At 48.4% G+C, this 25052-nt stretch carries 22 protein-coding genes and 2 pseudogenes; 14 read left to right on the top strand and 10 right to left on the bottom strand.

The window, feature by feature from the left end; genetic code table 11:
• Positions 1-16: 16 nt before the first annotated feature.
• Positions 17-1156, top strand: coding sequence for a PepSY-associated TM helix domain-containing protein (locus EXT46_RS08850; protein ID WP_130146753.1), 1140 nt, complete (start codon positions 17-19; stop codon positions 1154-1156).
• A 12-nt stretch (positions 1157-1168) separates the two neighbouring features.
• Here EXT46_RS08850 and EXT46_RS08845 read toward each other — a convergent pair whose 3' ends face one another.
• From EXT46_RS08845 to EXT46_RS08830, 4 genes are all read right to left on the bottom strand, one after another.
• Entirely contained in the window at positions 1169-2707 is a 1539-nt protein-coding gene (locus tag EXT46_RS08845) for a PH domain-containing protein (protein ID WP_130146751.1), read from the bottom strand.
• On the bottom strand, positions 2697-3212 hold the full coding sequence (locus EXT46_RS08840) for a PH domain-containing protein (RefSeq protein ID WP_022944951.1): 516 nt from the start codon (positions 3210-3212) through the stop codon (positions 2697-2699). The genes EXT46_RS08845 and EXT46_RS08840 overlap by 11 nt, the downstream gene beginning before the upstream one ends.
• A 9-nt stretch (positions 3213-3221) precedes the next feature.
• Positions 3222-4076 (bottom strand): D-hexose-6-phosphate mutarotase, encoded by an 855-nt coding sequence (locus EXT46_RS08835; protein WP_053911049.1) that lies wholly within the window; start codon positions 4074-4076, stop codon positions 3222-3224.
• 112 nt (positions 4077-4188) lie between these two features.
• The gene (locus tag EXT46_RS08830) at positions 4189-6147 is read right to left on the bottom strand and encodes a methyl-accepting chemotaxis protein (RefSeq protein WP_130146749.1); all 1959 of its coding nucleotides are present in this window, start codon (positions 6145-6147) and stop codon (positions 4189-4191) included.
• 158 nt (positions 6148-6305) lie between these two features.
• On the opposite strand from EXT46_RS08830, the gene EXT46_RS08825 reads away from it, so the two are divergent.
• The 3 genes from EXT46_RS08825 to EXT46_RS08815 all read left to right on the top strand — a co-directional run bounded on the left by EXT46_RS08825 (position 6306) and on the right by EXT46_RS08815 (position 9040).
• Positions 6306-6800 (top strand): MarR family transcriptional regulator, encoded by a 495-nt coding sequence (locus tag EXT46_RS08825; RefSeq protein ID WP_022944948.1) that lies wholly within the window; start codon positions 6306-6308, stop codon positions 6798-6800.
• A 197-nt stretch (positions 6801-6997) separates the two neighbouring features.
• Positions 6998-8320 (top strand): porin, encoded by a 1323-nt coding sequence (locus EXT46_RS08820; RefSeq protein WP_053911047.1) that lies wholly within the window; start codon positions 6998-7000, stop codon positions 8318-8320.
• 180 nt (positions 8321-8500) lie between these two features.
• Complete coding sequence (locus EXT46_RS08815; RefSeq protein WP_022944946.1) at positions 8501-9040, top strand: carboxymuconolactone decarboxylase family protein; 540 nt, start codon at positions 8501-8503, stop codon at positions 9038-9040.
• Positions 9041-9080: 40 nt separating this feature from the next.
• Here EXT46_RS08815 and asnB read toward each other — a convergent pair whose 3' ends face one another.
• The 5 genes from asnB to EXT46_RS08790 all read right to left on the bottom strand — a co-directional run bounded on the left by asnB (position 9081) and on the right by EXT46_RS08790 (position 15684).
• Positions 9081-11120 carry an asparagine synthase (glutamine-hydrolyzing) gene (gene asnB / locus EXT46_RS08810; protein ID WP_130146747.1) on the bottom strand — a complete coding sequence of 680 codons (2040 nt, stop codon included), beginning with the start codon at positions 11118-11120 and terminating at the stop codon, positions 9081-9083.
• 28 nt (positions 11121-11148) lie between these two features.
• Positions 11149-12228, bottom strand: coding sequence for an aspartate carbamoyltransferase (locus EXT46_RS08805; protein WP_022944944.1), 1080 nt, complete (start codon positions 12226-12228; stop codon positions 11149-11151).
• A 102-nt stretch (positions 12229-12330) separates the two neighbouring features.
• Complete coding sequence (locus EXT46_RS08800) at positions 12331-13755, bottom strand: sodium:solute symporter family protein (RefSeq protein WP_130146745.1); 1425 nt, start codon at positions 13753-13755, stop codon at positions 12331-12333.
• A gap of 8 nt (positions 13756-13763) precedes the next feature.
• Entirely contained in the window at positions 13764-14249 is a 486-nt protein-coding gene (locus EXT46_RS08795; RefSeq protein ID WP_130146743.1) for a hypothetical protein, read from the bottom strand.
• A 124-nt stretch (positions 14250-14373) separates the two neighbouring features.
• Entirely contained in the window at positions 14374-15684 is a 1311-nt protein-coding gene (locus tag EXT46_RS08790) for a Zn-dependent hydrolase (protein ID WP_130146740.1), read from the bottom strand.
• Positions 15685-15897: 213 nt separating this feature from the next.
• Here EXT46_RS08790 and EXT46_RS08785 point away from each other — a divergent pair.
• From EXT46_RS08785 to EXT46_RS08775, 3 genes and pseudogenes are all read left to right on the top strand, one after another.
• A pseudogene (locus EXT46_RS08785) lies at positions 15898-16245 on the top strand (YbaN family protein); the annotation flags it as partial.
• 279 nt (positions 16246-16524) lie between these two features.
• On the top strand, positions 16525-16905 hold the full coding sequence (locus EXT46_RS08780; protein ID WP_130146738.1) for an energy transducer TonB: 381 nt from the start codon (positions 16525-16527) through the stop codon (positions 16903-16905).
• 12 nt (positions 16906-16917) lie between these two features.
• Positions 16918-18777 carry a hypothetical protein gene (locus EXT46_RS08775; RefSeq protein WP_130146736.1) on the top strand — a complete coding sequence of 620 codons (1860 nt, stop codon included), beginning with the start codon at positions 16918-16920 and terminating at the stop codon, positions 18775-18777.
• An 18-nt stretch (positions 18778-18795) separates the two neighbouring features.
• Here EXT46_RS08775 and EXT46_RS08770 read toward each other — a convergent pair whose 3' ends face one another.
• Positions 18796-19221 carry a carboxymuconolactone decarboxylase family protein gene (locus EXT46_RS08770; protein ID WP_130146734.1) on the bottom strand — a complete coding sequence of 142 codons (426 nt, stop codon included), beginning with the start codon at positions 19219-19221 and terminating at the stop codon, positions 18796-18798.
• A gap of 190 nt (positions 19222-19411) precedes the next feature.
• Here EXT46_RS08770 and EXT46_RS08765 point away from each other — a divergent pair, with 190 nt between their 5' ends.
• From EXT46_RS08765 to EXT46_RS08740, 7 genes and pseudogenes are all read left to right on the top strand, one after another.
• Positions 19412-19831 (top strand): DoxX family protein, encoded by a 420-nt coding sequence (locus tag EXT46_RS08765; protein WP_130146732.1) that lies wholly within the window; start codon positions 19412-19414, stop codon positions 19829-19831.
• A gap of 43 nt (positions 19832-19874) precedes the next feature.
• Positions 19875-20174: pseudogene (locus EXT46_RS19125) on the top strand (pirin family protein); the annotation flags it as partial.
• A gap of 371 nt (positions 20175-20545) precedes the next feature.
• Positions 20546-20725, top strand: coding sequence for a pirin-like C-terminal cupin domain-containing protein (locus EXT46_RS19020; protein WP_346428463.1), 180 nt, complete (start codon positions 20546-20548; stop codon positions 20723-20725).
• Positions 20726-20781: 56 nt separating this feature from the next.
• Positions 20782-22611 (top strand): monovalent cation:proton antiporter-2 (CPA2) family protein, encoded by a 1830-nt coding sequence (locus EXT46_RS08755; protein ID WP_130146730.1) that lies wholly within the window; start codon positions 20782-20784, stop codon positions 22609-22611.
• Entirely contained in the window at positions 22612-23496 is an 885-nt protein-coding gene (locus EXT46_RS08750; RefSeq protein WP_130146728.1) for a LysR family transcriptional regulator, read from the top strand.
• Between the two features lie 118 nt (positions 23497-23614).
• On the top strand, positions 23615-24301 hold the full coding sequence (locus EXT46_RS08745; RefSeq protein WP_130146726.1) for a pirin family protein: 687 nt from the start codon (positions 23615-23617) through the stop codon (positions 24299-24301).
• Positions 24301-25041 (top strand): sulfite exporter TauE/SafE family protein, encoded by a 741-nt coding sequence (locus tag EXT46_RS08740; RefSeq protein WP_130146724.1) that lies wholly within the window; start codon positions 24301-24303, stop codon positions 25039-25041. Before EXT46_RS08745 ends, EXT46_RS08740 begins: the two co-directional genes overlap by 1 nt.
• The last annotated feature ends 11 nt before the right edge of the window (positions 25042-25052 follow it).

Here is a 25052-nt window from a genome sequence, read left to right as displayed (position 1 = left end):
AAGCTCGCTTAGTCCCATGCGTAAAACCCTATTTAAAATTCATAGCTGGTTAGCTCTTGCTGCCATGCTGCCACTACTGTTGATCAGTATCACTGGTGCTATTTTGGTGTTTAAAAGCGAAATAGATGGCTGGCTAATGCCGCAAAAACACTTTGCCGTCGCCAATACTGAACAGCGGTTGTCGCTTGATACGCTCACCGAGCGCATCGAACAACGTTATCCAGAACATGTTATTGCTGCGTGGGAAGTATTTGATAATGACACTGCAGATAGAGTGTACACAATCAAAAAAGGCACCGAGGATTGGTACAAGTTCCACGTCAATCAATACACTGGCGAGACACTTTCTGAACCTGTTAGCACCACACATTACATTACCGACTTCTTGGTAGAGCTACATTACACTTTTATGCTCAATGATTTGGACTCGTTGCCAGGACAAACAGGAACAGTACTGGGGTTTTTCTTCGCACTGTTCTTACTGGTGTTAGGGGTTACGGGACTTGTCATTTATCGCAAATTTTGGCGTCGTTTGTTCACTTTACGCTGGCGAGCAACGCTGCAAATTGTGCTCAGTGACATTCATAAAATGACGGGGGTTTTTGGCTCTCCCATTCTCATTATTTTGGCGATCACCGGGGGCTACTTTAACTACGCTGTGTGGTATCACGAAGTAATTGAACATGCCGATGAAGAACACCCTGTGGTGATGGACAAGCAACATTCGGCAAACTTATCACTGCAGTCATTAATGGACGACAGTCGCACACAAATTGACAGCTTTAAGCCAACTTTCATCACGTTACCTCATGAGGGGGATGACCATATTACCTTTTGGGGAGAAGTCGACAGCAGCAACCCGCTTTTCAGTGAATACGGGAATATGGTGACTTATAACCGTGACACGGGTGCCCATATGAGTAACTGGGATATCCGTGAGGTAGCATTTGGATGGCAATTAATCGATAGCTTTCGCAAATTACACTTTGGCTATTTTGCCGGTCTTGTTAGCAAAATCATCTGGGCTGTGATCGGTCTAAGCCCAGTTTGGTTGGCGGGCACAGGGTTTTATTTGTGGTATGTGCGAAGCCGTCGTAAGAAGGCTTCGAAGCGCAACCGTCGTGCACAAACACAACACAAGCGGGCTTATAGCTAGGCAAAAAAACCTTTAGAACCAAGCGCGCTGGTCGGTTTCGATATGAAATAACAGTCGATCGGCCAGCATCCGTGCTTGCTGCTCAGGCATAAATGGCAAGGTGAGACGCTTTGACGCAAACTGAATACTAATGGTTGCGACCTGTGCTTTGACCATTAATGCTGTTTGCACCACGCTGACCTGCTGCGCTTTAAAGAGCTCACACACCGTGAGCACACTGCCAATTAGGCCACTGCGATGGATTAAAAACTCCTGCCCTTGATGACTGACTAACTGCCAGCCAAGACGCTTGTATATACAATAATGGTAAAGCGCTAAAGGCAGTATTAACAGCGCCAACGCAATGAACGCCCAATGCATAAAAGCCGCTAACGAACAACTCACTGTAGCTAATGGCAATGCGGCCAATAAACCGACGCGATGCCAAAAGTAGCGCCGAGATACCGGCTGTAAATCACTGTCATAGTTAGCAAACCAAGGAAACATCGTTGCCATCATCTGGGTCATCTGCGCATGCGTTAACACCGGCAATAACAGCGATTGCTTATCCTGCTGGTGTTTCGGGCCGAAGGTAGCCACTTGCGCAAAACTCAGGGTATAACGGCGCAATAATACCGCGACCCAGTTTTGCTTAATGGTCGCGCTTTGCACCTTGGTGAAACGCATGCTGAGTTGCTGGCGCTCTAACAACCCAGCAACTCGACGAAAACGGGCCTGCTCGATAAAAAGTTCAAAATTATAAAACCGTAATAACGCCATGATCACTGAGCCACCGACAGTAAGTATCACTGCGGCGATAAGCAAAGTGATCAGGGTTAACTCTTCAGCGTATGCAGCCAAGGGGTCGTGAGCATTGAAAAAGGCATCTAAATTAGCGATCACCACTTGCTCAAAGAGTCCATCGACCATATTCACAATAGGCATGAGGGCCGCTAGCGCCAGCAATGCCATATTCGACATTAACCCATATTTAGCCACTTCATGGTTCGGCAAGGCTAAATCAGCCGAGGTTGCTACTTGAGCCTCTTGCTCTGTATCAGCCTCCACTTCATCACTGCGCTGCTTCGACGCTAGAATAAAGCGACGTAGTTGCTGCGCATGGGCATTACTCAAAGCGGGTAAGACTATCTCTTTGTCACTGCTACCAGCGGCGTCAAACTGACAGTTTGTTCTTCCGAGGGGGGCAAAGTAAAAAGGCGTGGCAAGGTTAATATTTTGCACCCGTGTAAAACGTAACGCCAGACGCTCTTTAGTAAACACACCTTTATGAAGCAACACTTGAGCATCGCCTTGCACCCGAAAACGAAATGTTGCGTAATAAGCACAGCCGTACGCAACTAATGCCAGCAGCGCAATTCCTCCACCCCATGTTGCCCAAAATATTTTACGTTCAACATTTACAACAAAGAGCACCAAGACCGGCAACATATTTAAGAAGCCATCAGCGATAAGTCGGTAACCGGTATTCACAATGAAATAAAGAATCGCCCATGGGCTCAAGCGCTGCCAATGCTGCGCTGGTTCAGCTGTATTACTACTATTATTGCTCATCGTTGTGGTACTGCTGTATAACGTCGCGCAGGGCTTGGTTTTGTTGATGATGCAGTCCACTCATGGTTAGGTCGGCAGCAAAACCACCGGCACTAAATAACTGCAAGGTACTTACAGACCAGAGCCGCTCAAGTGGCCCATGATGAATTTCACTGTGCTGAATACGAGCAAAAGGAAGTAGGGTGGTTGTTCGCCAAATAACCCCCCGTTGATACATCACATCATGCTCGCGAATAGCATAGCCGCTATGACGATAAGTAAGATACTGCCAGAGTATGTGTAGGCATGCATAAGCTGGGAGAACGTAGGGCAACCAGGGACGCAAAGCGGCAAAATCAAGCGGTCGCAAATAGGCAACAGCGGCTGTAGCAACGAGCAACCCCACTAACCACAACAAGGCCCGAGTTAGGCGGTAGCCTAACGCCGCTCCCGGCAAAGGTTGCAATTGCACGGTTTGGTGCTGTGGCAGGTGCTCAATCTGCTCATTACTAAATGACGAGCCCATAGACCGTTACTAGCCCCAGCGAATAATGGTTGCTAGCGTGTGGCTTTGCTGCGCCGCAAGTTCCACTTTATCGTCAAGCACATTTGCGGCCTCTAAACACAGCATTTTGTGGTATTCGTCGTCTGCAAAGTTCGATAACCGCTGAGACTTATCTACCCAGGGGTTCCATAAAACACACGAACGCGAGTTTTCCCGGGCAACCTCGATGGTGCCGTCAGGGGTGCGAATACGCTGCAATGGCTGTGCATCACTGTAGACCATATCGGTTTCACGGCCAAAGTGAACCACTTCTTGTTGCTCAAAGGGCCCTTCACCAAACTCGATGTACTGTGCCCCCTGCAAGCCGTCTACAGATGTTTGCGTAATATCTGGGGTTGGTAAGTAGCTATGAAGTGCTTGTGTTAGTTGCACTGGGCTGTCACCTAAGTTGGTGTTAGTCAACCGTACCTCGAGCTGTTTATCGCTCAGTACATATTCAACCTCTAACTTGGTGTTGTGAGGCCAGTAGGTTTTATCCACCTGCGCCATCGGCAAAGACAAGCTGATGCGAATGGCGTCTTGTTCTTCTTTTACTTCTTCTGCACGCCATAACGATACTCGAGCCACACCATGAATGGGCCATTCGGGATTTTGATGCACTCCAAACCAAGGCCAACAGATGGGGATCCCGCCACGAATACTTTTGCCTTCTTGGTAATCCTCTTCGCTTGATACCCAAATAAGTGGTTTTTGGTTAGCTGGAGTGTATTCGGTCAGTTGTGCGCCTTGGAGAAAAATACGGGCTTGGCACAAGGGTGAATTAACCTGTAAGTATTCTAAACCCGACTCACATCGAGCAATAGTAACACTAGGTGAAAGCTGCATACTTCGTTCCTTCTTAAAAAAGCCAATGCAGCTTCACCATACCCAAATAATCATAATTAAGTAAATATATCGCGAAAATAATTCATCTCGCGGTCATGTTTTTACTTTGCATTTAGGTTTTAAAGCGCCCAACTAGGGCGGCCAATTGTTTCGCAAGCGCATCTAAACGCTGACCACTGCTGTCTGTTTTAGTCGCCACCTCACTGACTTCATCAGCGGCGGTTTTAATCTCTACGACATTACGATTAATATCTTCCGCCACGTGCTGCTGTTCCTCTGCAGCCGTCGCTATCTGCGTATTGAGATCACTAATATCCATCACTGAGCGATTAATTTCCACAAACTGCTGTTGCGCCGCATTGGTTTGCTCAACAGTTTGGGTGCTGCGAGCCAAGCTTTGATTCATCTCTCCCGCTACCCTCTCGCTCATCGCCCTGAGTTTATCCAATTGCGTGGCGATTTCTTCTGTCGATTGCGAGGTTCGTTGTGACAGCGCCCGCACCTCATCGGCAACAACGGAAAAGCCACGTCCATGCTCACCGGCACGGGCCGCCTCAATTGCGGCATTGAGTGCTAATAAGTTAGTTTGCTCAGCAATGGCTCGAATAACATCCAAAATGGAGGTAATACTTTCGCTCTCTTGTGCGAGCTGGGTAATGTCACTCGCCGCCGAGGTAATTGCCTGCGACAACTCAGTGACACTGGCCACGGCTTCGGTAATGACTTCTTGCCCTTGCTCGGAGGCATCGCGTGTTTGCTGCGCTAAATCGGCGGCATTGGCACAACTTTGCGCCACTTCATTTGCGGTTGCCGCCATTTCGTTAATGGCCGTGGCAGCCATTGCAAGTGCCTGCTGCTGCTGGTCAGTATAACCATTTAAGCTACTCGAAAGTGACAGCGAATGTGTTGCAGCCTCATTCACTTCTTTCGCGGTGTCATTTATTTGTGCCACCAACTTGGCAATAGAAGTTAAGAACACATTGAAGTTCGCTGCCAAAGCACCCGTCTCATCTTTCGAGCTTACTTGCAGCCGCTGGGTAAGATCGCCATCGCCTTCGGAGATATCCTCTAAGCCTTTGCTAACAGTAATAATTGGGCCGCTGATAAGCCCTGCTATGGTATTACCTAACAATGCAAATATCCCAGCAAGTACCAGGCAAACAATTATAATCGTCCACGTCATGGCGTTAGCCGCCGCCATCACCTCGCTTTGCGGCACCAAGCCAATAAACTTCCAACCTAGCTGTGGCGAGGTATAGAGGTGGGCATAGTAATCCTCACCGGCCAACGTCACTTCAAAGTCGCCATTACGACTTTGCGCCAATTCGCTAAAAGCGCCGTTGCTGACTTGGGAAAATTGTTTAAAATTATGCTCCGGATCCTTAGGGTTAACTAATACCGTGCCGCTATCTTCTACCAGCATGAGGTAACCCGACTCACCCAAAGTGATTTTTTTAACCATATCGGTGAGTGCCTTTAACGACACATCCATCCCCTGCACACCCACGACTTGCCCGCCTTCTTTCACCGCTTTTACGGTGGACACGATCACCGTATCATCAGCAGCCCAATAATAAGCATTGGTGCGCACCGTCTCGCCATTGGCATTTGCACCATGTTGATACCACGGACGTTGGGTCGGGTCGTAGCGAGGGCCGACGGCTGATTGTGGCCACTGAATATAGCCGCCCTCTTGGTTGCCCATATACACATAGGCAAGGCCTGGATGGGTTTCGCCAAAATGGCTAAACAACGTAAACGCCTGCCGCTCAATTTGCGAGCCAGCTAGCGCATCGAGTTCGCTGCTGGTGTCACTGTTTTTATACAGAGTGACATCCGTGGTTGCTGCCAACACTTTGGGGTGTGAGGCGAGAAAGTCCACATCTTTCACAACCTCGGCAAAAAACGAACTGAGGCCTCTATCAATCTGGATGACTTCGCGATTAGTTAAGTCTTGAAAGTTACTCAGCGCTTGGTCACGCGCTTGATTAATAACAATAACAGCAATGATACCCAGAGGTAGAATAATTGCACTGATAAAGGCCAGTAATAACTTACTTCTAATACTCATAGTTGTATTGCGCTAGGTAATAATGATTAACTTTAGTTTCAATAGCCTAAACTCGCCACGTTTTTATAAACCTTAAACGTAACGGTTTTTATCAAGGGGGTGTAGTCCGCTTGGTATTTAAAGGTATAATGGCTGCTTTAGTCAGTTGGAGGTTGGAAATGCAAAAGTATGACGAGTTATTAATTGCCCTGCGTAAGGTCATCCGCGCCATTGATCTGCACTCCAAACAACTGAACAAAACCTCCGGCCTCACTGGCCCACAGCTACTAATTATGCATGAAGTGGCACAAACCGACGGTATCACGGCCAGCCGCATTGCCCAAAATGTAAATCTTAGCCCGGCAACAGTCACCAATATTTTAGATAGGCTAGAGAGCCGAGCGCTGGTAAGCCGCGTGCGCAGCCAACTTGATAAACGCCGAGTGAGCTTATATTTAACCGAGCAAGGCAAAGCGCTGCTTGATCAGGCTCCACAACCACTTCAAGATCACTTTATCGAGAAGTTCAGCAGCCTCTCTGAATGGGAACAAACTCTGCTACTTTCGTCGATGCAGCGCATCGCCGCAATGATGGACGCAGATAACATAGATGCTTCTCCGCTACTGGAAGTGGGTGCAATTACCCGTCAGGTTGACCCTGGAAAATCAGAATAACTCTAATATTAGTAAACACTTACACATTTCCCCAAAACGGTTCCTCTTGCTACACTAAAGCACGGTTTTGCATAGAGGGGTCGTATCTAGGATGATCCCTTAGCGCCACTGGCCAGTATTTAATCTGGTTAATCAACTTCGAAAAATTCAAATACTTAGTCTAGGCTAAGTGATTATGGCAACAACATAGGGCAATTATGACTACGTTCAAGAAGACCGCATTGGCTCTTGCCATTACCTGTGTTTCTGGCACCGCAATGGCGAACCCAGAAATGGAGGCAATGAAGGAGCAACTGGCACAGTTGCAAAAGCAAATGCAGCAGTTGCAGAAAAAGCTTGATGCCGCTGAGCAAAGTGCAGAGCAACAAGCACAGCAGCAAGAAGAGATTAATACCCGTATTGCTCAACAAGAACAGCAGCTTGAGCAAACAGTGGCGATGGAAAAGAGCGTCGAGAAAGAAGATGGCATTCATGTAGGTGGTGCAGTGCGTACCAACTTCAGCCATACCTCTTACGATGATGATAATAAAAATCGTGGCGGCGACTTTGACTTCGATATCTTCCGGTTAAATTTCTCTGGCGATATTGGTGATGTCGAGCTCAACGCTGAGATTCGCTTCTTCGACTACATGACGGCGGTGAAATATGCCTATGTTGGCTACGATTTCGCAGAAGACTGGCAAGTGCAGGCCGGTATTACCAAAGTGCCTTTTGGTAATTGGCCGTACAACTCACATAACTGGTTCTTCGGCACCACTTACTACATTGGTTTAGAAGATGACCATGACATGGGTGTGCTATTTAAGCGTAAAGTAGCCGATAACTGGCAGCTCGATCTTGGCTTTTTCAAAAATGATGAGCTAGGTGGCGTTGATGGTTACGTCGATAATCGCAGTGATCGTTACTCTTATGATGTTGTTGGCTTTAGAAATGTGGGTGATGGCATCTACGCAGAGCCAACCAACCCGGTTGGTGAATACAATACCTTTTCAGGTCGTTACGCTTACCACTTAGAGCATGAAGGTGGCAAAACTGAGATTGGTGTTTCTGGCTTAGCCGGTGGCCTGCATGATGGTAATGACCGTGCTGGAGATTACCAAGCGTGGGCTGTACACGTAAATAGTAACATCGGCCCTTGGAACTTCCAGTTGCAACATGGTGACTACAACTACGATATCGACAACGTCGATCGCATGGCGGTAGGTGCTTACTCCTTCTATGACAGTATTGCCGCAGAAGCCACAATGACCAACGCCAACATTGCCTACAGCCTCCCTGTTGAGTGGGGTCCGGTAACCAATCTGCAGTTTTACAATGACTACGGCATCATCTACGACAAGTCTGACAACAGCGAAGACACGTGGATGAACGTAACTGGCGTTTCTGTTGCCGCAGGCGGGTTATTCACCTACTTTGACTTAGTACATGCTAAGAATCAGCCATTTGTAGGGGGTTCTATTGCTGGTGACAGTGACGAAACAGAACGCCGCTTCAATATCAATATTGGTTATTACTTCTAAGTAGTGAGTGATTTAAAAAAGGGCCTAGTGGCCCTTTTTTATTGCCCTGTGCGACCCGATGTACCGTTATTTTATTTCACCGCACCTTAGATGGGTGTGAAGTCAGATATAACTAAAGCTTATTTGAATAAACGTTCAAATAAACCTAGTCTACTCCCTACACACCAAAAGGAGATAGCGATGAAAGAATTTACTTTACATACCCCAGAGACCGCGCCAGAAAGCAGCAAACCCTTACTAGAGAAGTCACAACAAGCGTTTGGTAGTATTCCTAATTTGCACGCAGTCATGGCCGAATCGCCACAGCTTTTACACGGATACCAAGTATTGCATGAAGCCTTTTTAAACAGCTCATTCAATAATGCCGAAAAAACAGTGGTATGGCAGAGTATTAACGTTGAACACGAATGCCATTACTGTGTCCCTGCGCACTCAGCTATTGCCAAATCAATGAAGGTAGATGACGACCTTAATCAGGCTTTGCGTGACCAGGCGCCATTGGGTGACGACAAGCTAGAAGTACTGCGTGATACCACGCTCGAAATTGTGCGTCAGCGTGGTCACTTGAGCGATGAACAAAGTAAGACCTTTTTCGCTGCCGGCTATAGTCAGCAGAATTTATTGGATATTATTCTTGCTCTCAGCCAAAAAGTGATGAGTAACTACGTAAATCACCTCGCCGACACACCACTGGACGATGCCTTTAAACCTTTTGCCTAACACCATAAAAAAGGGCTGCGCTTGCAGCCCTATTCGGTTTTTATATTTGCGCACCTTGATGCGCGTCGTCAGCACGCCAACCGTAATGTTGCGCCAATTGTGCAGCCTGTTGAGGCACATCGGTTGCAACAAACTGCTGATGCAATACCTGAACGCCAATCATATGATTAATCACTGCGTCCAACTGCACCTTCAATGCATCATCAGTGTCAGGGGCATCGTGCAGGGCAAATAAATCCGCCACAGCTTGCGGGTCTAACAGGCCTGATTGTGCTAATGCCTCGTCGCTTAGGTACTTGTCAGCTAACTGCTTCATCGCTTGCCACTTTTTCTCATCGGTGTGAGCGGGCGGCGCCATAAAAGCAAACTTTTCCCGTTTGTATAAGGTCTCCGGCAGCAACCCTTTCATTGCCTCACGTAACACGTATTTTTCTTTGTTGTTTTTTATACGCAGATGAGGGGGGATGTTAAAAGCAAACTCAGCAAGGTGATGATCTAAGAACGCTGGCCGCGCTTCCATCGAGTTAGCCATATCGACTCTGTCACCACCCCAGGTGAGAATCTGCCCTTCGAGCATGGTTTTAATCCATACATACTGCGCCTTATCGAGAGGGTGACGTCCTGCTAACATGTCGTTGTCAAAGGTGTCCGCAATGGCTTTGCCAGCATCGTAATCAGCTAAGGCTGTTTTATGTTGCTCAGCCACCAACCCATCAGCGAACTCACCACAAGCCAGCCAAGGTTGTAAACAACTCGGGGTAAAACCAACTAAGCTTTCCAAGGCCTCATTATGACACTCATTGCGCGAGAGCATCGCGCCCTTAAAGAGCTTATTGGTTTTTTGTAACATGCTCTGCCACTTTTCGCGCTCATCGGCATCCACTTCATCCATACCATAAAGGAATAAGTCGTTACGGAACGAAGGGTAGCCAGCAAAGAGCTCATCGGACCCTTCTCCAGTCATCACCACTTTATAGTTTACGTCGTTCACCTGCTGGCTCATGAGGTATTTTGCCACACCTAAGGTGTTGTAAATGGTGCGCTCGGTATGCCATAAGGTGCGCTCAAAATGACTGTAAAGCTCATCCCCGCTTAGTGACATGATGTGATGATCGGCCTGCGTGGCTTCGGCCATTTCTTTTGCTATGGGGGTTTCATCATAATCGTCGCTATCAAAGCCGATGGTGAATGCCTTGATAGGTTGCTGACTCGCCGCCGAAGAGAGCCCAAGAATCGCGCAAGAATCAATGCCACCCGACAGGTAACAGCCAACTGGCACATCTGCTGTTAAACGCAGCTGCACCGCTTCTAGTAACTTTTCGCGGACTCCTTGTATATACAACTGTTCATCGGCGTCATTTTGGTGCTCCTCAGCATGGGGAAAGTTAACGTCCCAATAGCGGTTATCCGTTATTTGCCACTGCCCATTTTGCCGTTTAAAACTGACAACATGACCCGGCTTGACTTGGTGTACGTCAGCGAATGCCGTGCTCCCCGGCACCATCACTTGAATAAGCTGGTGATAGAGCCCATCACTGGAAAACTGTCGCTTAACCTTGGGGTGCGCAAACAGCACTTTTAGCTCTGAGCCAAACACCACTTCGTCTTGTGTTTGCGTGTAATACAGGGGCTTTATCCCGAAGCGGTCACGCACTAAATGCAGTGTGTCTTCTTTGTTGTCATACAGTGCAAAAGCAAACTCCCCACGCAGTTGCTCCAGCATCGCTTGCATCCCTTGGCGCTGATAAAGATGGAGCACAATTTCTGAGTCACTTTTCGATTGAAAACGAGCGCCTTGAGCCACTAAGTCGGCACGAATTCGGGCATAATCATAGAACTCGCCGTTGTGTGTAAGCATCAGTTGCTCATCACTGCTCATAAAAGGCTGTCGTGCTCGTTGCTCATTCAGGTCAATAATAGAAAGGCGGGCATGACTAAAGCCGATACCTTTACCCTCAATACGACGGTAACCGAAACCATCGGGGCCGCGATGGTGTTGGATAGCCGCCATATTGACAAGCAGCTGTGGATCAATGGATTGAGTTGGATCGAGATTAAATACTCCCGCTATACCGCACATGTAAAATCCTTAATAATTAAACTGCTAGCTAAATGACATCCATCACTGTATCGGCTCGCTGCACCATACAAGTGAGAAGTGCCATACGTAAAAATACTGCGCCTCGCGCTTGGGAGAAGTACCAATTATGAGGCGTATCATCTAAACAAGTGGAAAGCTCTTCACCTCGAGCTAAAGGGTGCAAGATGATGGCGTCTTTTTTCAGCTGCGATTTGCAATTGAGGCCGTATTTTTTGCCATAGGTTTCAAAGCTATCGCCTACCCAAGCAATGGCATTGATGTACACCACATCTAGCTGAGGCAGAACCTCATCCATCTCCTTGCTGGTACGAATATGGATACCGGCATCAATGAGTTGCTGTTTTTGGCCAGAGTCGAATATGGTGTCTTCATCTTGGTCGTTGAGTAATACTATTTCATCGACAATCTCGGGGAAATGCACAAACATTTTAAGCAGACTACGCACCGTGCGCATTTGATTCGGAACGCCAACAATGCCGATTTTTAGCTGGCGAAAATCCTCATGCTCTGGATTAAGTAGCGCTGGACACCATTTGAAAATAGTGTATAGGTCGGACATTGCTTGTGTTGGGTGTTCATCAATACCGTTACCGGCATTAATAATAGGAATACGCAGCGGCCCAACCATCTCCGCTATAGACTCATTGGCATTGTCTCGCAATACCACACAGTCGCCGTAGTTATTAAACATCTCTGCGACATCGGCGAGAGACTCTCCTTTGGCAATCCCTGTAGAGGAGCGATCGGTAATTGACATGATATCGCCACCGAGGCGATGCCAAGCACTTTCGAATGATAACCGCGTACGCGTACTTGGTTCATAAAAGGCACTGATGAGAATCTTCCCTTGCAGCGGCGAGCGATAGCGTGCAGGGTTACTTTCATATTTCGCAGCCAGACGAAATAGCTGCACCAAAATATCGCGGTTCAACTGATCAGCACTGATGATATGCTGATTTTCGACTTGATGGAGTAAGTCTCCATCCTCTTCAATTGCTCGTAATAACGCTTTCGGATGAGCATCACCGTAAACATCAGGGCGAGCTCTATCAAAAGCGGCTTTTTCAATGGCGAGGGCACTTACCATAATTTTCCCTTAATATGATCGCGAACAAATAAGGTCACGAGTAAAATAGGACACAACAACGCCAGCACCAGAGCGGCGTATATCAACAGAGAAAACAAACTGCTAGAGATCATGGTTGTCCTCCATTGGTGTCTTTAGTTGCTGCCAATTAAAGGGCGTGTTATTCAGCTTGCATGCAATGATGCAAACCACCAAGGACACGGCACAGGAAATTAATGCCGCGACGTAAAAACCAATTGCAAAGTAACCAATCAACCCGCTTGTTGTGCCCAAGAGCATGGCCAAACCAGCACTTTTGCCAATTAAGCGGCGGTAATATAAGCCAAGTACGATGGGCCAAATGGTGCTCGCAACGAACGCACCGGCAAAATTAAGCAAGGCACCAAGCGTCGCTAGTTTGGGCAGGCACAACAACCATGTAGCAACCCCTAGAATGACGATAACTCGCTTGCCGATACGCATTAACGTTTCAGAGTCAGCATCAGGATTAATATGCTTGTTATAAATATCCTGAGTAATAAGGTCAGAGGTGGCTGCTAAAAGTGAATCAAGACTCGAGGCAAGCGCAGAGAAAACAATGATAAACAGTAAAATAGCGCCACCATAACCAAGCACATTTGCCGCCACCATGGGGCCAACCATATCTGCACTGGGAGGGAAAATACCTAAGGTTGGCGCGGCAAGGGCTATAAACCCTGTCACTATGGGTATCGGCAACCATAATAATCCGGCGGTAAAGTACGCTTTTTTGGCGGTATCAACACGAAAGGCGAAAGCCCGTGACCACCATACATTAGAGTGAAAGATCTCTCCTAAGCCAAAAAAGATGTTGTTAAACAAAAACAGTAATGCCGCAGGAAACAATAAATCCAACAGCATGGGATGCTCTGCAGCGAGGTTCTGATGTACCGTTTCCAAGCTGTAGTTATCGATCACCACACCAGCCACAATGATCACGCCAATCACGATAATCAGCGCTTGAATAAAATCGGTAGCGATCACCGCGCGCATCCCACCGAATAAGGTGTATAGCACGCACATGGTGAGGATTACAGTCATCCCCAAGTGATAATCTAGGCCACTGAGTGATTCCAGCAAAATCCCCCCTGCCATGCCTAAACTGACTAGCCAGCTAAAGGCGTAAACCAAGGAAATAATGAGAAATATGCGCCAACTAAAGCGACCAAAGCGTAAGCGGATAAAGTCGCCACTGGTAAACCCTGTGGGCAACAGCCGCTTAATGCGTTGACTAAGCGGAGCAAATAACAGCAGCCCTAACGCAGCAAAGGAGTAACCTACCATCCCCCAAATACCAAATTGGTACGTCAATTGTGGTGCCACCAAGGTGGTATTACTGGTGACCCAGGTTGCCATAGCGGTGGCGGTTGCAAAGGCAAAGCCAACATTACGTCCTGCCAAAGCAAAGTCTTCATGGGATTTAACATGACGTCCAAGCCACCAGCCGAAAACAACCCAAACGATAGCAAAAATAGCGGTGATAATGAGCGCAGTTTGCGTATCTAACATGCTACTTCCTAAGAATCCGGCGCTCGGTTATCGGCTACATAGCCCCGCATTAGTACCACGAATAAAGCGATGAAAAGCACCAAGCCAAGCGTAAATAGCGGCCAAACCAAAGTCATACTGTGGTGCTGCACAACAACAGTGGCGCTGTCGCTGAGTGCTTGACCATCTGCAACTAAATTAACGGTGTAATGACCCTCTGCCAAACCACTAATAGTAACGGCTTGCTGACCATTGACTGCAGCTTCTATGGGAAACAGGTGGGAATCAGATTCAATATGCAAGTACGCATTGGTTAATATTGAGGTGAGCTCTTGCTCACTAAGGGTCAAGGACGGTGCAGCACGCAACTTTACATCAAAGTAGCCGGCGCTGACGTTTTGCTCTACGGGTTCAATAATAATAGGACGCTGACTCTGCGCACCAGCCACACCCCATCCCATTGCAAGCGCAAAGATGGTAAAGCTTACCAATACACACTGACTTAGTAATTTCATACTGCCGCAGGCGTCCCTAATGCGTAAAAATTAACCCTAACACTCAAATTTTTTGAATTCAAACTAAGCATTTAATTAAAAAAGTTTAGTAAAATAAGCCTAGTACATCTTTATGCAATTGCTGCTAGCCCACTTTTTTATTTGAGTTATTAGCAATCTTTGTGACTTTTTTATCGCCTTTACGCGTCGCTTTGACTAACCCCGAACTGGTTGCTTGGGTGGCAACGCAGGCCAGCAACAAGTTGGCTCCGGCCTCTACGTCATGCCAATGCGACCACTCATCAGGGGCATGGCTTATGCCATTGACCGAAGGGATAAATATCAGCCCAGTTTCTGTGAGGCTGGTAAAAAACTGACAATCATGGCCTGCACCACTGGGCATACGTTGATAGTTCAGCCCTAGCTGCTGCGCTTGCTCGGCAATAAAGTCTGTTAATACAGGGCTGCAATGCTGCGGTGCTAACCAACTTACCTGCTCGTATTCAAACATTAATTGATGGCGTCGAGCGATAGCAGAAAGGGCTTTGCGGCAGGCTTGGCTCAACGCTTCCATGATGTGTTGATCCATATCACGAACCACTAAAGTGAAATCCACCTCACCGGCAATAGTGTGAGCAAACCCGGGCTTTAACTCTGCTTTACCTACGGTAATGCGACTGTACTCGGTGCCATCTTCATCAATAATACGGTTTATTTCATGGGCAAAATCCGCCAGCCCCATAAACGCATCAGAACGCATTTCCATCGGCGCGGTGCCCGCATGGTCGGCCTTACCCACCAGCTTCACAATCCACTTAAATACACCCGAAATGCCATCAACAACGCCAATTTGTATACCGGTTTGATCAAGCACAGGGCCTTGTTCGATATGCAGTTCAATAAAGCATTTTAAATCCTCTGGGCTAAACGCTGCGCTCAGCGCTTGCATGGGATCAAGGCCGCAACTTTTCATAGCGTCACTAAGTAGGTAGCCGTCTGCATCATGCATAGTGAGAATATCGTGCGGGGTTAATTTACCGGTCAGTGCCTGCGCACCAAACATCCCGCCAAAGCGCCCTTCTTCTTCTGCAGTAGCAACTACCCGCACAGGGTGTTTTAAGGCAACGTCATGGTGTTTCAATACCCGTAAACATTCGAGCCCAGCAATCACCCCCAAAGTGCCATCAAACATGCCCCCCGCAGGCACGGAGTCAAGGTGTGAGCCGACTACAACCGCACTGGTATTTTCCGGTCCATACTCAATGTGTACATTGCCTGCGCCATCCATGTGCGTGCGAAAGCCTTCGCTTTGGGCCAAATCCATGAGCCAATTGCGCGCCTCAAAATCGGCGGCACTAAAGCCAGGACGATAAATTCCCTTATCTTCCTCGTTATACCCGATCCGCGACAAAGTAAATAAAGTCTCTTTTAAGCGTTCGATATTAACGTTGTACATACTCCCTCCAAAAAGCAGAACAGCTGTCCCCACAGTGTAGAAGAAAGCGCCTGTTTGTCAGGTGCTAGTGCTTTAATTCAGTATTTTGAAATATACAATTAACCACTATTTATGTACCTTAGACGACGTCCGCCCGGCTGGTTGACAGAATCAGTAAACCATCGACCTGATTGACTTAGGCTTGAAGTGAGCAATAAAAATAAATCAACGAATATGCTTATTCGCTATAAAAACTACTGCTTACAAGGCCTGGGGCTGGGTTTTGTTGGCCTCGGTGTCATTGGTATTGCGCTGCCAGTGATGCCCACCACCATTTTCTTTATTCTTGCCTTGGCATGTTTCACTCATTCCTCACAACGCTTGGAAGAATGGCTACTCAATCACGCGCGCTTCGGGCCAATTTTATACAACTGGCAGAGCCATAAAGTAGTGCCACATAAAGCCAAGTGGCTCGCCGCGATAGGAATGAGTATAGGCCTGTATTTTATGATGCACTCCTCTGCCCCGACGTGGGCTGTTGCGATAGTTACGGCAACGGAAGCCTTGGTATTGGCCTATTTAGCTTATTGCCCAAGCTATCCTCAACAAGCTGCACACCGCACTCGCACCATCATTGCCGTTGTAAGCGCTGTGCTATTCCTAGGTGGGTGTTGCCTTATGGCCTGGCTAATGAATAAATTTTAGTCATCCTCTTCACATGTTCTCGCTTAAACTTTAAGCTAGCTAAGGAAGGTGTTTCGCACCGCCATTTTTTATTACTGTAAACAAGGATGTATTATGCTTAAAACCATACCACTGATACTGGCGCTGGCAGCCAGTGCTTAGGTTGAAGCCAAAGAGGTGATTCACGCCGATGTGAAAGTGCACTACCTAGTAAGCCAAGACGGGGAGCAGCTTTGGCAGCCACTTGATACCATAAATACCCCCCGCTACCCTATTGAACTAGCGCGGGATGGAATTACTGGCTGTGCAGTCGTAGGCTTTGATATAAGCCCTGAAGGCAAGCCTAAAAATATCGAGGTCATTGCTCGCCAGCCACAGCGTCATGCTCGGGAGCTTCGTAAAGCAACACGCGGGTACATTCGCAATTGGCAATTGCCATCCAGAGAAAGTAGCGAGGATCTGCCTATGGCTTTACGCTTCGATTATTGCATTGGCGGTAAAAACGACGAACAAGCCCAGGGTTTATGCGCTAAGTCGGTTACCAAGCCCTGCGCTTAGCCACGATCAATTATGCGCCACAAGCCCATCGTCATTGTGCTCATTACTGTTACGGCGATGTGGCTTGCTTGGCAGAAATTATTACCAATTGAGCAACAAACGCACGAAACCAGCACACCAAGGGTTACAAGCTCAACGAGCTTAACGGTTGATAAAGAGCCAGTGCTATCACTCAGTGATGCGTCTACTTCACTAGCGAAGCCCAGCATCCATCAATGCACCAACGAATTGGCCCAGTATGAAAATCAACGACTCAGGTATTTCACCACTTTGAACTACCAGGCCCTATTACGCCAAGGGTACTCCTTAGATCAAGTCACTCTCGCTATCGCGCACTTTCTCGGGCCAAGCCATGCAACAACATGGCGCTATCAACAATTAAAAGCCAATACGCAAATGGCGCAGCGAATCGCGACTGCAAGCCAACAATTCAGTGAAAATACCGCAACGGAGCTACTCGTTCAGCCGCACTCTCCACAACCTTGGCTACTGGAAAAGTTAGCTCATCCTTCATTCTCCCTCGCGCCAGGGCAACAGTTATATGTCGACGATATAGCCTGGCTAATTAGTAATATTGACATTTTAGATGCGCAGATTGTCACCGTTATTAAGCACTTTGATGATATTAACCTCGTCGTATCACAAGATTATGCTGATGCCTTGCGGTTAATTGATTTAGCCGCCAGAGCAGGACGAATAGAGGTGGTTAAAGCCCTATTAAACAAAGGGGCCGCGCTGAGTGACGACAATTATCTGCCTTCCACATTAGAGTGGGCAATATGGGGGTTGAGTAACGCTCCACAGTCTCGTTGGCCGGACTATGTCGAGGTGATTGAGTTATTGACCAGCCGAGGGGCTAGAGCAGCATTTATCTACAACGAAAAGGGCGACATTATTGAAGCGCAGGGGCGTCGCTTTAAGTTGACCGCTGAGCGTATACAGCAAATATATACCCATCACCAACTCGATTTTGACAGCCTATGGCAAAGAGATGCTTTGCACTTGGACCTTGCTCAGCCGCTGATTCAGCAACTGCAGCAGCGCGCCGACCAGCAACTGGTTATAAGCCAACAATTGAAGAGCCGTTTAAGCCAATGCCCTAGTTTACTGAGAGAGTTTCGTACTGACTGGCAACCGCTCGGGTTAGCGCATGCTCTGGCACAGGTGAGTTACGAAGACGACGTTGATTTGGCCGCGTTGAATGCTCGCTCCGTGCAACTTTACGAGTGTTACACCCGCAACCAAGCGCGCAACGCCGAGCGTACCGTTCATCACAGTCAAGCTGCAAAAGCTTATTTAAAGGTGCTGCGCAGAGAGGGGTTAGAGGCCGCCTTAGCATCGTTATATCAGCAACCACTCACCGAAGCGTTACGCCGAGATCTATTTTACGCCTCACTGAGCCGCGTCGGGGCACAGTCATTCACACGACTGCAGAGCTCACAACTGGGTCAATCCCAGCTGGACTACGTGCGCTTACCCGCAGGTTTGACGCTCCCGCAACTACGGGAGTATTTGCCGCGATTCGATAGTCACGGACATTCGCTACTGTATTATGCGATTAGCCACTACGATACCGAGCTACTAACGCAATTAGTGGCCGCTGGCGTCCCCTACCATCAAGGCATAACCGCGATGGATCCGCTTGCCCTGAGCCTACAGGGCATTGAGCTATTCGCGGGCCAAGCACCGAGCTTGCAGGTACTCGATGAGGTGATGACCTATCAGCCTCCGCTTACACCCTGGCACCGTAGTATGTTGGCACTCATCGCCCGCAAAAACCCAGCACTATACCAGCAGTTGCACACTCGTCACCCACAGCTACGCCATCAAGACGCGCCGCTACCTGAGTATGACTGTAGCAGCCAGTTTTAGCTAAGCTGCTTGCCCTCACTAAAAGTCAAAGCCGATGGCCACTCGATTCCAGCCGTTAATTTGAATAATAACTGCGCATAAAGCCACTATTTGCTCTTCACGGTAATGCGCTTGCAGCCTTTGTATATCAGCCTCCAGCGATTCATGCCTCGTAAGTGAGGTTAATGCCTCAGCCCATTGCAGCGCCGCCCATTGAGCCGCTGTAAAAGTTGATGCCGCTGGCGAGTTTAGCAATGCAGCTATCGTCGCCTCAGTAATATTGCTTTGCTGGGCTTCACGAGTATGCATGGCAATACAAAAGCGGCAGCCATTAATAGCCGATACGCGCAAACGCACCATATGTATTAACTCTGGTTCAAGTTGATGCTCTGCGGATTCGGTCATCGCCATCAATGCTTCAGGGAGTTGTGGTAATAGTTGATAAAGCTGCTGCTGAGATAGCATGGTTAGTTCCTCCTATGAATAATCACTATCAGCTTACAGCGCGCCACAGTGGAACACTTGAACGTTTACGTCATTTCATTCTTTTAAAACGAACGAAATAGCGCAATTTAACTAATTTCCATTCTCTCAGGTTAAACCTATAGTGATTACATCGCCACTGCGGTGGCACACTTTTATCGAGGAGAGAACCATGAATATCATTAACATCACCCACACCGAAGCCTTTAACAACATGACCAAGCTACTTGCTCGTTTTGCCTTAGCGGCGCTGTTTATACTTACAGGACTCAGTAAGGTTGAGTTTTACGATGCTACCGCCCAGTACATGGCAACAATGGGTGTACCCGGCGTCTTACTGCCTTTAGTTATTGCTCTTGAGGTGATTGGCGGCGCAATGGTGGTACTAGGTCTACTTACCCGCTTAACCGCACTGGCCTTCGCCATTTTTAGTATCGTCAGCGCCTTGCTATTCCACTTTGACTTGGGTGAGCAAACACAGTTTTTGATGTTTTATAAAAATATCGCCATTGCCGGCGGCTTTTTAGCTCTCGCAGCTAGTGGCGCAGGAAAATACAGCCTAGATCAACTATTACTTAAAGACCGCAGTTAAGAGCACAGAGCCAGTGCCAAAGCGCTGGCTCACCCCATATACTATGGCAAAAATACTAGAAGCAACGCAGCACGATATTGGCGGCCTCACGGTCAAGCGGATACTGCCGCACCTAGAAAAGAAAATGGTTGGCCCCTTTATCTTCTTTGACCATATGGGCCCCACCACCTTTGCACCGGGACAAGGTGTGAATGTTCGCCCGCACCCACACATAGGTCTCTCTACCCTCACCTACTTATTTACTGGCAGCTTGTTACATCACGACTCGCTAGGAAATCACGTTGAGATAAGCCCTGGCGATGTTAATTGGATGACCGCAGGGCGCGGTATCGTCCATTCTGAACGCGAGTCGATAGAAGTCCGAGCCAGTCACCACGATATAAATGGCTTACAATGCTGGGTCGCGCTACCGCCAACTTTATGTGAAATTGAACCTAGTTTTACACATATCAATAAGGCCGCCTTGCCACAGCGTATTGTTGATGGGGTCACCATGCGTCTTATTGCTGGCGATGCCTTTGCTATGAGTTCCCCGGTAAAAACCTACTCACCGCTGTTTTACCTCGATATTATCGCCACGGCTCATAGCCGTATTGCGCATCCTAACCCGCTGCAAGAAGCGGCCATCTACGTTATTTTTGGCGCTGTCGAAGTAGGCGAGATCACTGCAACAGCTCATCAGTTTGTGCTTCTACAAGGGGGGACACCGAACTCATATGCCAAAGTGACTGTCGCTTTATTCTGCTCGGTGGCAATGCCTTTAACAAAGCGCCTTATTTGCACTGGAATTTTGTTGCTTACAGCCGCGAGCGCATCGAGCAAGCTAAATCGGATTGGCAACAACGCCTCTTTGCCGATATTCCCAGAGACGATAACGAGTTTATACCGTTGTAATTAGTTTGTAGTTCCGCCACTCTAAGTGGCCTAACCCTGATTGAGTAGGATAACCTATGTTATTGATGGCCCTTATTTATTTGGGAGCAGCGATTATTGCTGTGCCGCTTGCTAAACGCCTTGGTTTGGGCTCGGTATTAGGTTATCTGCTCGCCGGTATCCTGATTGGTCCCTATGCCTTGGGCTTGGTCGGCGATCAAACCGAGGTGATGCACTTTGCCGAATTTGGCGTAGTGATGATGCTCTTTCTCGTCGGTCTAGAACTACACCCGGCACGGCTTTGGCGCATGCGTCATGCCATTCTCGGCCTGGGTGGCTTACAAGTCACCTTAACGGCGGCAGTGCTGTTTGCCCTGTGTTACTGGCTGTTGCCATTACCTTGGCAAAGCGCATTAGCCATTGGCTTGATGCTGGCGCTGTCATCCACCGCCATCGTCTTACAATCGCTCGAAGAAAAAGGCTGGTTGCGTATTGAGGCGGGACAAAACGCATTTTCGGTGCTGTTATTTCAGGATATCGCCGTTATACCCATGCTCGCCCTGCTGCCACTGTTGGCGTTTGCGCCCACGTCTGCGGCAACGGCCCACAGTAACCTTATTGAAGACTTGCCAGTACTGGCGCAAGTAGGTATTTCCACCACTCTTATTGCCGCAATTATTCTCGCCGGCAAGTATGTATCCGCACCGCTGTTTAGGTTTATAGCGGAAACCCGTATGCGCGAAATCTTCACTGTGTTTGCGCTGTTCTTAGTGGTGGCGATCGCTTTGCTTATGCAGCTGGTGGGGCTGTCCCCTGCGTTAGGCACCTTTCTCGCGGGCGTGGTACTGGCAGAGAGTGACTTTCGTCATGAGTTAGAAGCCGATATCGAACCCTTTAAGGGGTTATTATTGGGGCTATTTTTTGTTGCCGTTGGCGCCAATATCGACTTTGCCTTGTTGGCCGACAACTTCGCCGACGTGTTGCTAATGGTGTTGATACTAATCACCGTTAAGGCAGTGATTCTATTTGCCCTTGCCCATATATTTAAGCTCGCAAGTGGTCACAAGCTGCTATTTACCCTGGCGCTCGCTCAAGGGGGCGAATTTGCTTTTGTGTTGCTGACCACTTCTTCATCACTACAAATCTTAACCACCGAGCAAGTCAATCTAGTGACCTTGGTGGTGGCCATTTCGATGTTGATGGCCCCCCTTTTACTGATCCTTTATGAACGCTTACAACGTCGTAGCAATAGCAATAATACACCGGCCTATGATAAACCCGAACACATCGCGGCCAGCAAAAATGTGATCATCGCTGGCTATGGTCGCTTTGGCCAGGTCATAGGGCGCTTACTCAGCGCTCAAGGCTACGATATTACCGTGCTAGACCATAGCCCTAGCCAAATCGAGTTGTTGCGACGCTTTGGTACGCAAGTTTTCTACGGCGATGCGGGCCGCAAAGAATTACTCGATGCTGCGGGTGCTGAACATGCGCAAATGCTCGTTATTGCCATTGATGATGCCGATAAAACCTTGGCCATTATCGAACTGGCGAAAAAACATTATCCGCACCTGAAATTGGTCGCTCGCGCACGTGATAGACGCCATGCTTACCAACTGATTGGTGCCGATATTGATGCCTTTAATCGTGAAACAGTCGACTCCGCCATTAACCTTGCCGTTGAGTCACTGCAACTACTAGGAAATAGCGCGCCCGATGCACAACGCGCCGGTGAGCTGTTTCGCAACCATGATCGGGAATCGCTATTGCAATTGGCTGAGTTATGGGGCGATGATCACAGTTATGGTGTCGCGGTACGCCAGCGTATGGACGATTTAAAACATGTGTTAGCGCAAGATAAGCAAGCACAGCAGAAACTCAATACCTGTGATAATGGTGATTGTTAAGTGTTAAGAATAACGTTAGAACAGTGGCGCATGTTTCGCGCCGTGGTGGAATATGGCGGCTTCAACCAAGCGGCCGCAGGCGTGCATAAAAGCCAGTCCAGTATCCATAATGCCGTGGCAAAAATAGAGGCCGCTTTAGGCGTGAAGCTATTTACCGTGCATGGCCGTAAAACCACCCTGACCGAGGCCGGTAATATGATGCTGCGCCGCGCTCAGTACCTGCTTGATGAGGCCGCCAAGGTCGAAGCCATGGGCCATACTCTAGGTGAAGGCATTGAATCACAATTGCGTATTGCCGTTGACGAGTTACTCCCCAAAGAGCTGCTATTCGGTGTGCTTGAAGCCACCAGCAGCCAGTTCCCGCTGCTGCGCATTGAACTGTTTGAATCGGTATTAGCCGGTGCCAACGAACTACTGCAAGACAATAAAGTGGATATCGCCATCTCGCCATTGGCCAGTGATGATTTTTGTGAGGAGCTTGGCCACTTTGAGTTTATCGCGGTTGCGCATCCGCAGCACGCGTTACAGCAAATCCCCCGCGCCCTCACCTTTGAAGATCTCAAAGCACATCGGCAAATCGTGGTGCGCGATTCAGCGCTAAATGCGCAGCAAAGCTCCGGTTGGCTCGGCGCTGAGCAGCGCTGGACGGTCAGCCATTTACACACCTCTATCAATATGATCAGCAAAGGGTTGGGCTTTGCCTGGCTGCCCCGCATCGCTATTACCGAGCAGCTTGAGCAGGGCACCCTTAAGGCGCTTAATATTGCCGGCGCAGACACCCGTACGGCGTTGTTATATCTGCTCTTTAAAGATGGCGATAATCTCGGCCCCGCCGCGCGTACATTTATTGGTGAGCTGCGCTACCGACTGATGGCAGACGAATAAGCCCGAGGCCTTAAGCAATACATTCGTTAAAAACGAACGCTAAGTACTTTTTTAACTCATTTTATTCACTCTTGTATGCTCTTAAACTGGCTCTATCAACATACTTTTGGAGTCTACTATGAACTATATTCGTCGCGCTGAGCAGCGAGGTCAGGTTAATCTGGGTTGGTTGCAAAGCCAGCATAGCTTTTCATTCGGCCATTACTATGACCCCCAGCATATGGGCCTGTCCACCTTACGCGTTATTAACGAGGATAAGGTGGAACCGGGCCAAGGCTTTGCCACCCATGGCCACCGCGATATGGAAATCATTTCCTATGTCATTGAGGGCGCTTTAACCCATCAAGATAGCCAGGGCAACACTTTTACCCTCACCGCCGGCGAAGTACAACGAATGAGTGCTGGCAGCGGCATTATGCACAGCGAATATAACGCCTCGCAAAGCGAACATGCGCATTTCCTACAAATTTGGATTCTGCCAAAGTTTAAAGGGATCACCCCCAGTTATGAGCAACGGCGCATACCTCAGCAGGGGGCGATGACCCCGCTAGTGACGCCGCAAGGTGAAGGCAACACCCTAAGCATTAACCAGCAAACGCGCTTATCGCGGCTGATGCTCACCGCGCAGCAAAAGTTTCGCTTACAAAGCGGTGCCAACCTTGGCTATGTGCATATTGTCAAAGGTGCATTAACAGCCGATGGCGCGCATTTTTCCAGCGGCGATGGATTTGCCTTGGAGCGCGAGCAAAGTATAGAGCTACAGGCTGAAAGCGCGCTAGAAGCATTGTATTTCGAGCTGCCTTAATGACCTTACTGACTCTTACTGTTATCGCTTTGGTCGTGGTGCTGACCGGCATTTCCAAATCCGGATTTGCTGGCGCCCTCGGGGTGTTTGCTGTGCCTCTGTTACTGCTGGTAATGCCAGCGGTGGATGCTATCGCCCTGATGCTGCCAATTTTAATTGTTGCTGATGTATTGAGCTTAAAAAGCTACTGGCGTCAGTGGCGGGGGGATTTAATTACCCAGCTATTACCTGCGGTGATAGTGGGTGTAATTGTCGCGCAGTGGCTCATTACTGAGATCGATGGGCGCTGGTTAAGCGCGGCTATCGCCACTTTTAGTGCAGGTTTTGCCATTCGCAGCCTATTTTTTGCGAATACTCGTTATGCGTTGTTGGCCAGTCATTGGGGAGCGAAAGCGATGGGCCTGCTCTCTGGTCTCGCCAGCACCTTGGTTCATGCCGGCGGCCCACCACTGATTATGTACTTTAATGCTAAAGCACTGCCGCCCCACCACTATATTGCCACCGCCGCTGCCCTGTTTGCACTGATGAATGGCGTAAAACTGATTGCCTTTAGCAGCCAAGGGTTGTTAACCCTCGATATCCTGCTGCTCGCCCTGGCTTTCTCCCCTTTGGCGCTAGTAGGTAATTGGCTGGGGGTCAAAATTCGGCAAAAGTTCGACGCCCAGCGTTTTGTGCGGGTGATGAATGGGTTACTACTGTTACTGGCCACCGTGTTATTTATCAAGCTCATGCTCAGTTAACAAAGCCACAG

The organism is Pseudoalteromonas sp. CO325X, assembly GCF_004208955.1.
Lineage (GTDB): Bacteria > Pseudomonadota > Gammaproteobacteria > Enterobacterales > Alteromonadaceae > Pseudoalteromonas > Pseudoalteromonas ruthenica.
This window is presented reverse-complemented; position numbering and strand designations above follow the sequence as displayed.

Coding starts and splice junctions, on each gene's coding strand:
- EXT46_RS08775 (WP_130146736.1), top strand. CDS start 16,918: ATGCGCCACAAGCCCATCGTCATTGTGCTCATTACTGTTACGGCGATG.
- EXT46_RS08835 (WP_053911049.1), bottom strand. CDS start 4,076: ATGCAGCTTTCACCTAGTGTTACTATTGCTCGATGTGAGTCGGGTTTA.
- EXT46_RS08755 (WP_130146730.1), top strand. CDS start 20,782: ATGTTATTGATGGCCCTTATTTATTTGGGAGCAGCGATTATTGCTGTG.
- EXT46_RS08830 (WP_130146749.1), bottom strand. CDS start 6,147: ATGAGTATTAGAAGTAAGTTATTACTGGCCTTTATCAGTGCAATTATT.
- EXT46_RS08795 (WP_130146743.1), bottom strand. CDS start 14,249: ATGAAATTACTAAGTCAGTGTGTATTGGTAAGCTTTACCATCTTTGCG.
- EXT46_RS08765 (WP_130146732.1), top strand. CDS start 19,412: ATGAATATCATTAACATCACCCACACCGAAGCCTTTAACAACATGACC.
- EXT46_RS08820 (WP_053911047.1), top strand. CDS start 6,998: ATGACTACGTTCAAGAAGACCGCATTGGCTCTTGCCATTACCTGTGTT.
- EXT46_RS08790 (WP_130146740.1), bottom strand. CDS start 15,684: ATGTACAACGTTAATATCGAACGCTTAAAAGAGACTTTATTTACTTTG.
- EXT46_RS08800 (WP_130146745.1), bottom strand. CDS start 13,755: ATGTTAGATACGCAAACTGCGCTCATTATCACCGCTATTTTTGCTATC.
- EXT46_RS08825 (WP_022944948.1), top strand. CDS start 6,306: ATGCAAAAGTATGACGAGTTATTAATTGCCCTGCGTAAGGTCATCCGC.
- EXT46_RS08815 (WP_022944946.1), top strand. CDS start 8,501: ATGAAAGAATTTACTTTACATACCCCAGAGACCGCGCCAGAAAGCAGC.
- EXT46_RS08740 (WP_130146724.1), top strand. CDS start 24,301: ATGACCTTACTGACTCTTACTGTTATCGCTTTGGTCGTGGTGCTGACC.
- EXT46_RS08805 (WP_022944944.1), bottom strand. CDS start 12,228: ATGGTAAGTGCCCTCGCCATTGAAAAAGCCGCTTTTGATAGAGCTCGC.
- EXT46_RS08850 (WP_130146753.1), top strand. CDS start 17: ATGCGTAAAACCCTATTTAAAATTCATAGCTGGTTAGCTCTTGCTGCC.
- asnB (WP_130146747.1), bottom strand. CDS start 11,120: ATGTGCGGTATAGCGGGAGTATTTAATCTCGATCCAACTCAATCCATT.
- EXT46_RS08770 (WP_130146734.1), bottom strand. CDS start 19,221: ATGCTATCTCAGCAGCAGCTTTATCAACTATTACCACAACTCCCTGAA.
- EXT46_RS08845 (WP_130146751.1), bottom strand. CDS start 2,707: ATGAGCAATAATAGTAGTAATACAGCTGAACCAGCGCAGCATTGGCAG.
- EXT46_RS08840 (WP_022944951.1), bottom strand. CDS start 3,212: ATGGGCTCGTCATTTAGTAATGAGCAGATTGAGCACCTGCCACAGCAC.
- EXT46_RS08745 (WP_130146726.1), top strand. CDS start 23,615: ATGAACTATATTCGTCGCGCTGAGCAGCGAGGTCAGGTTAATCTGGGT.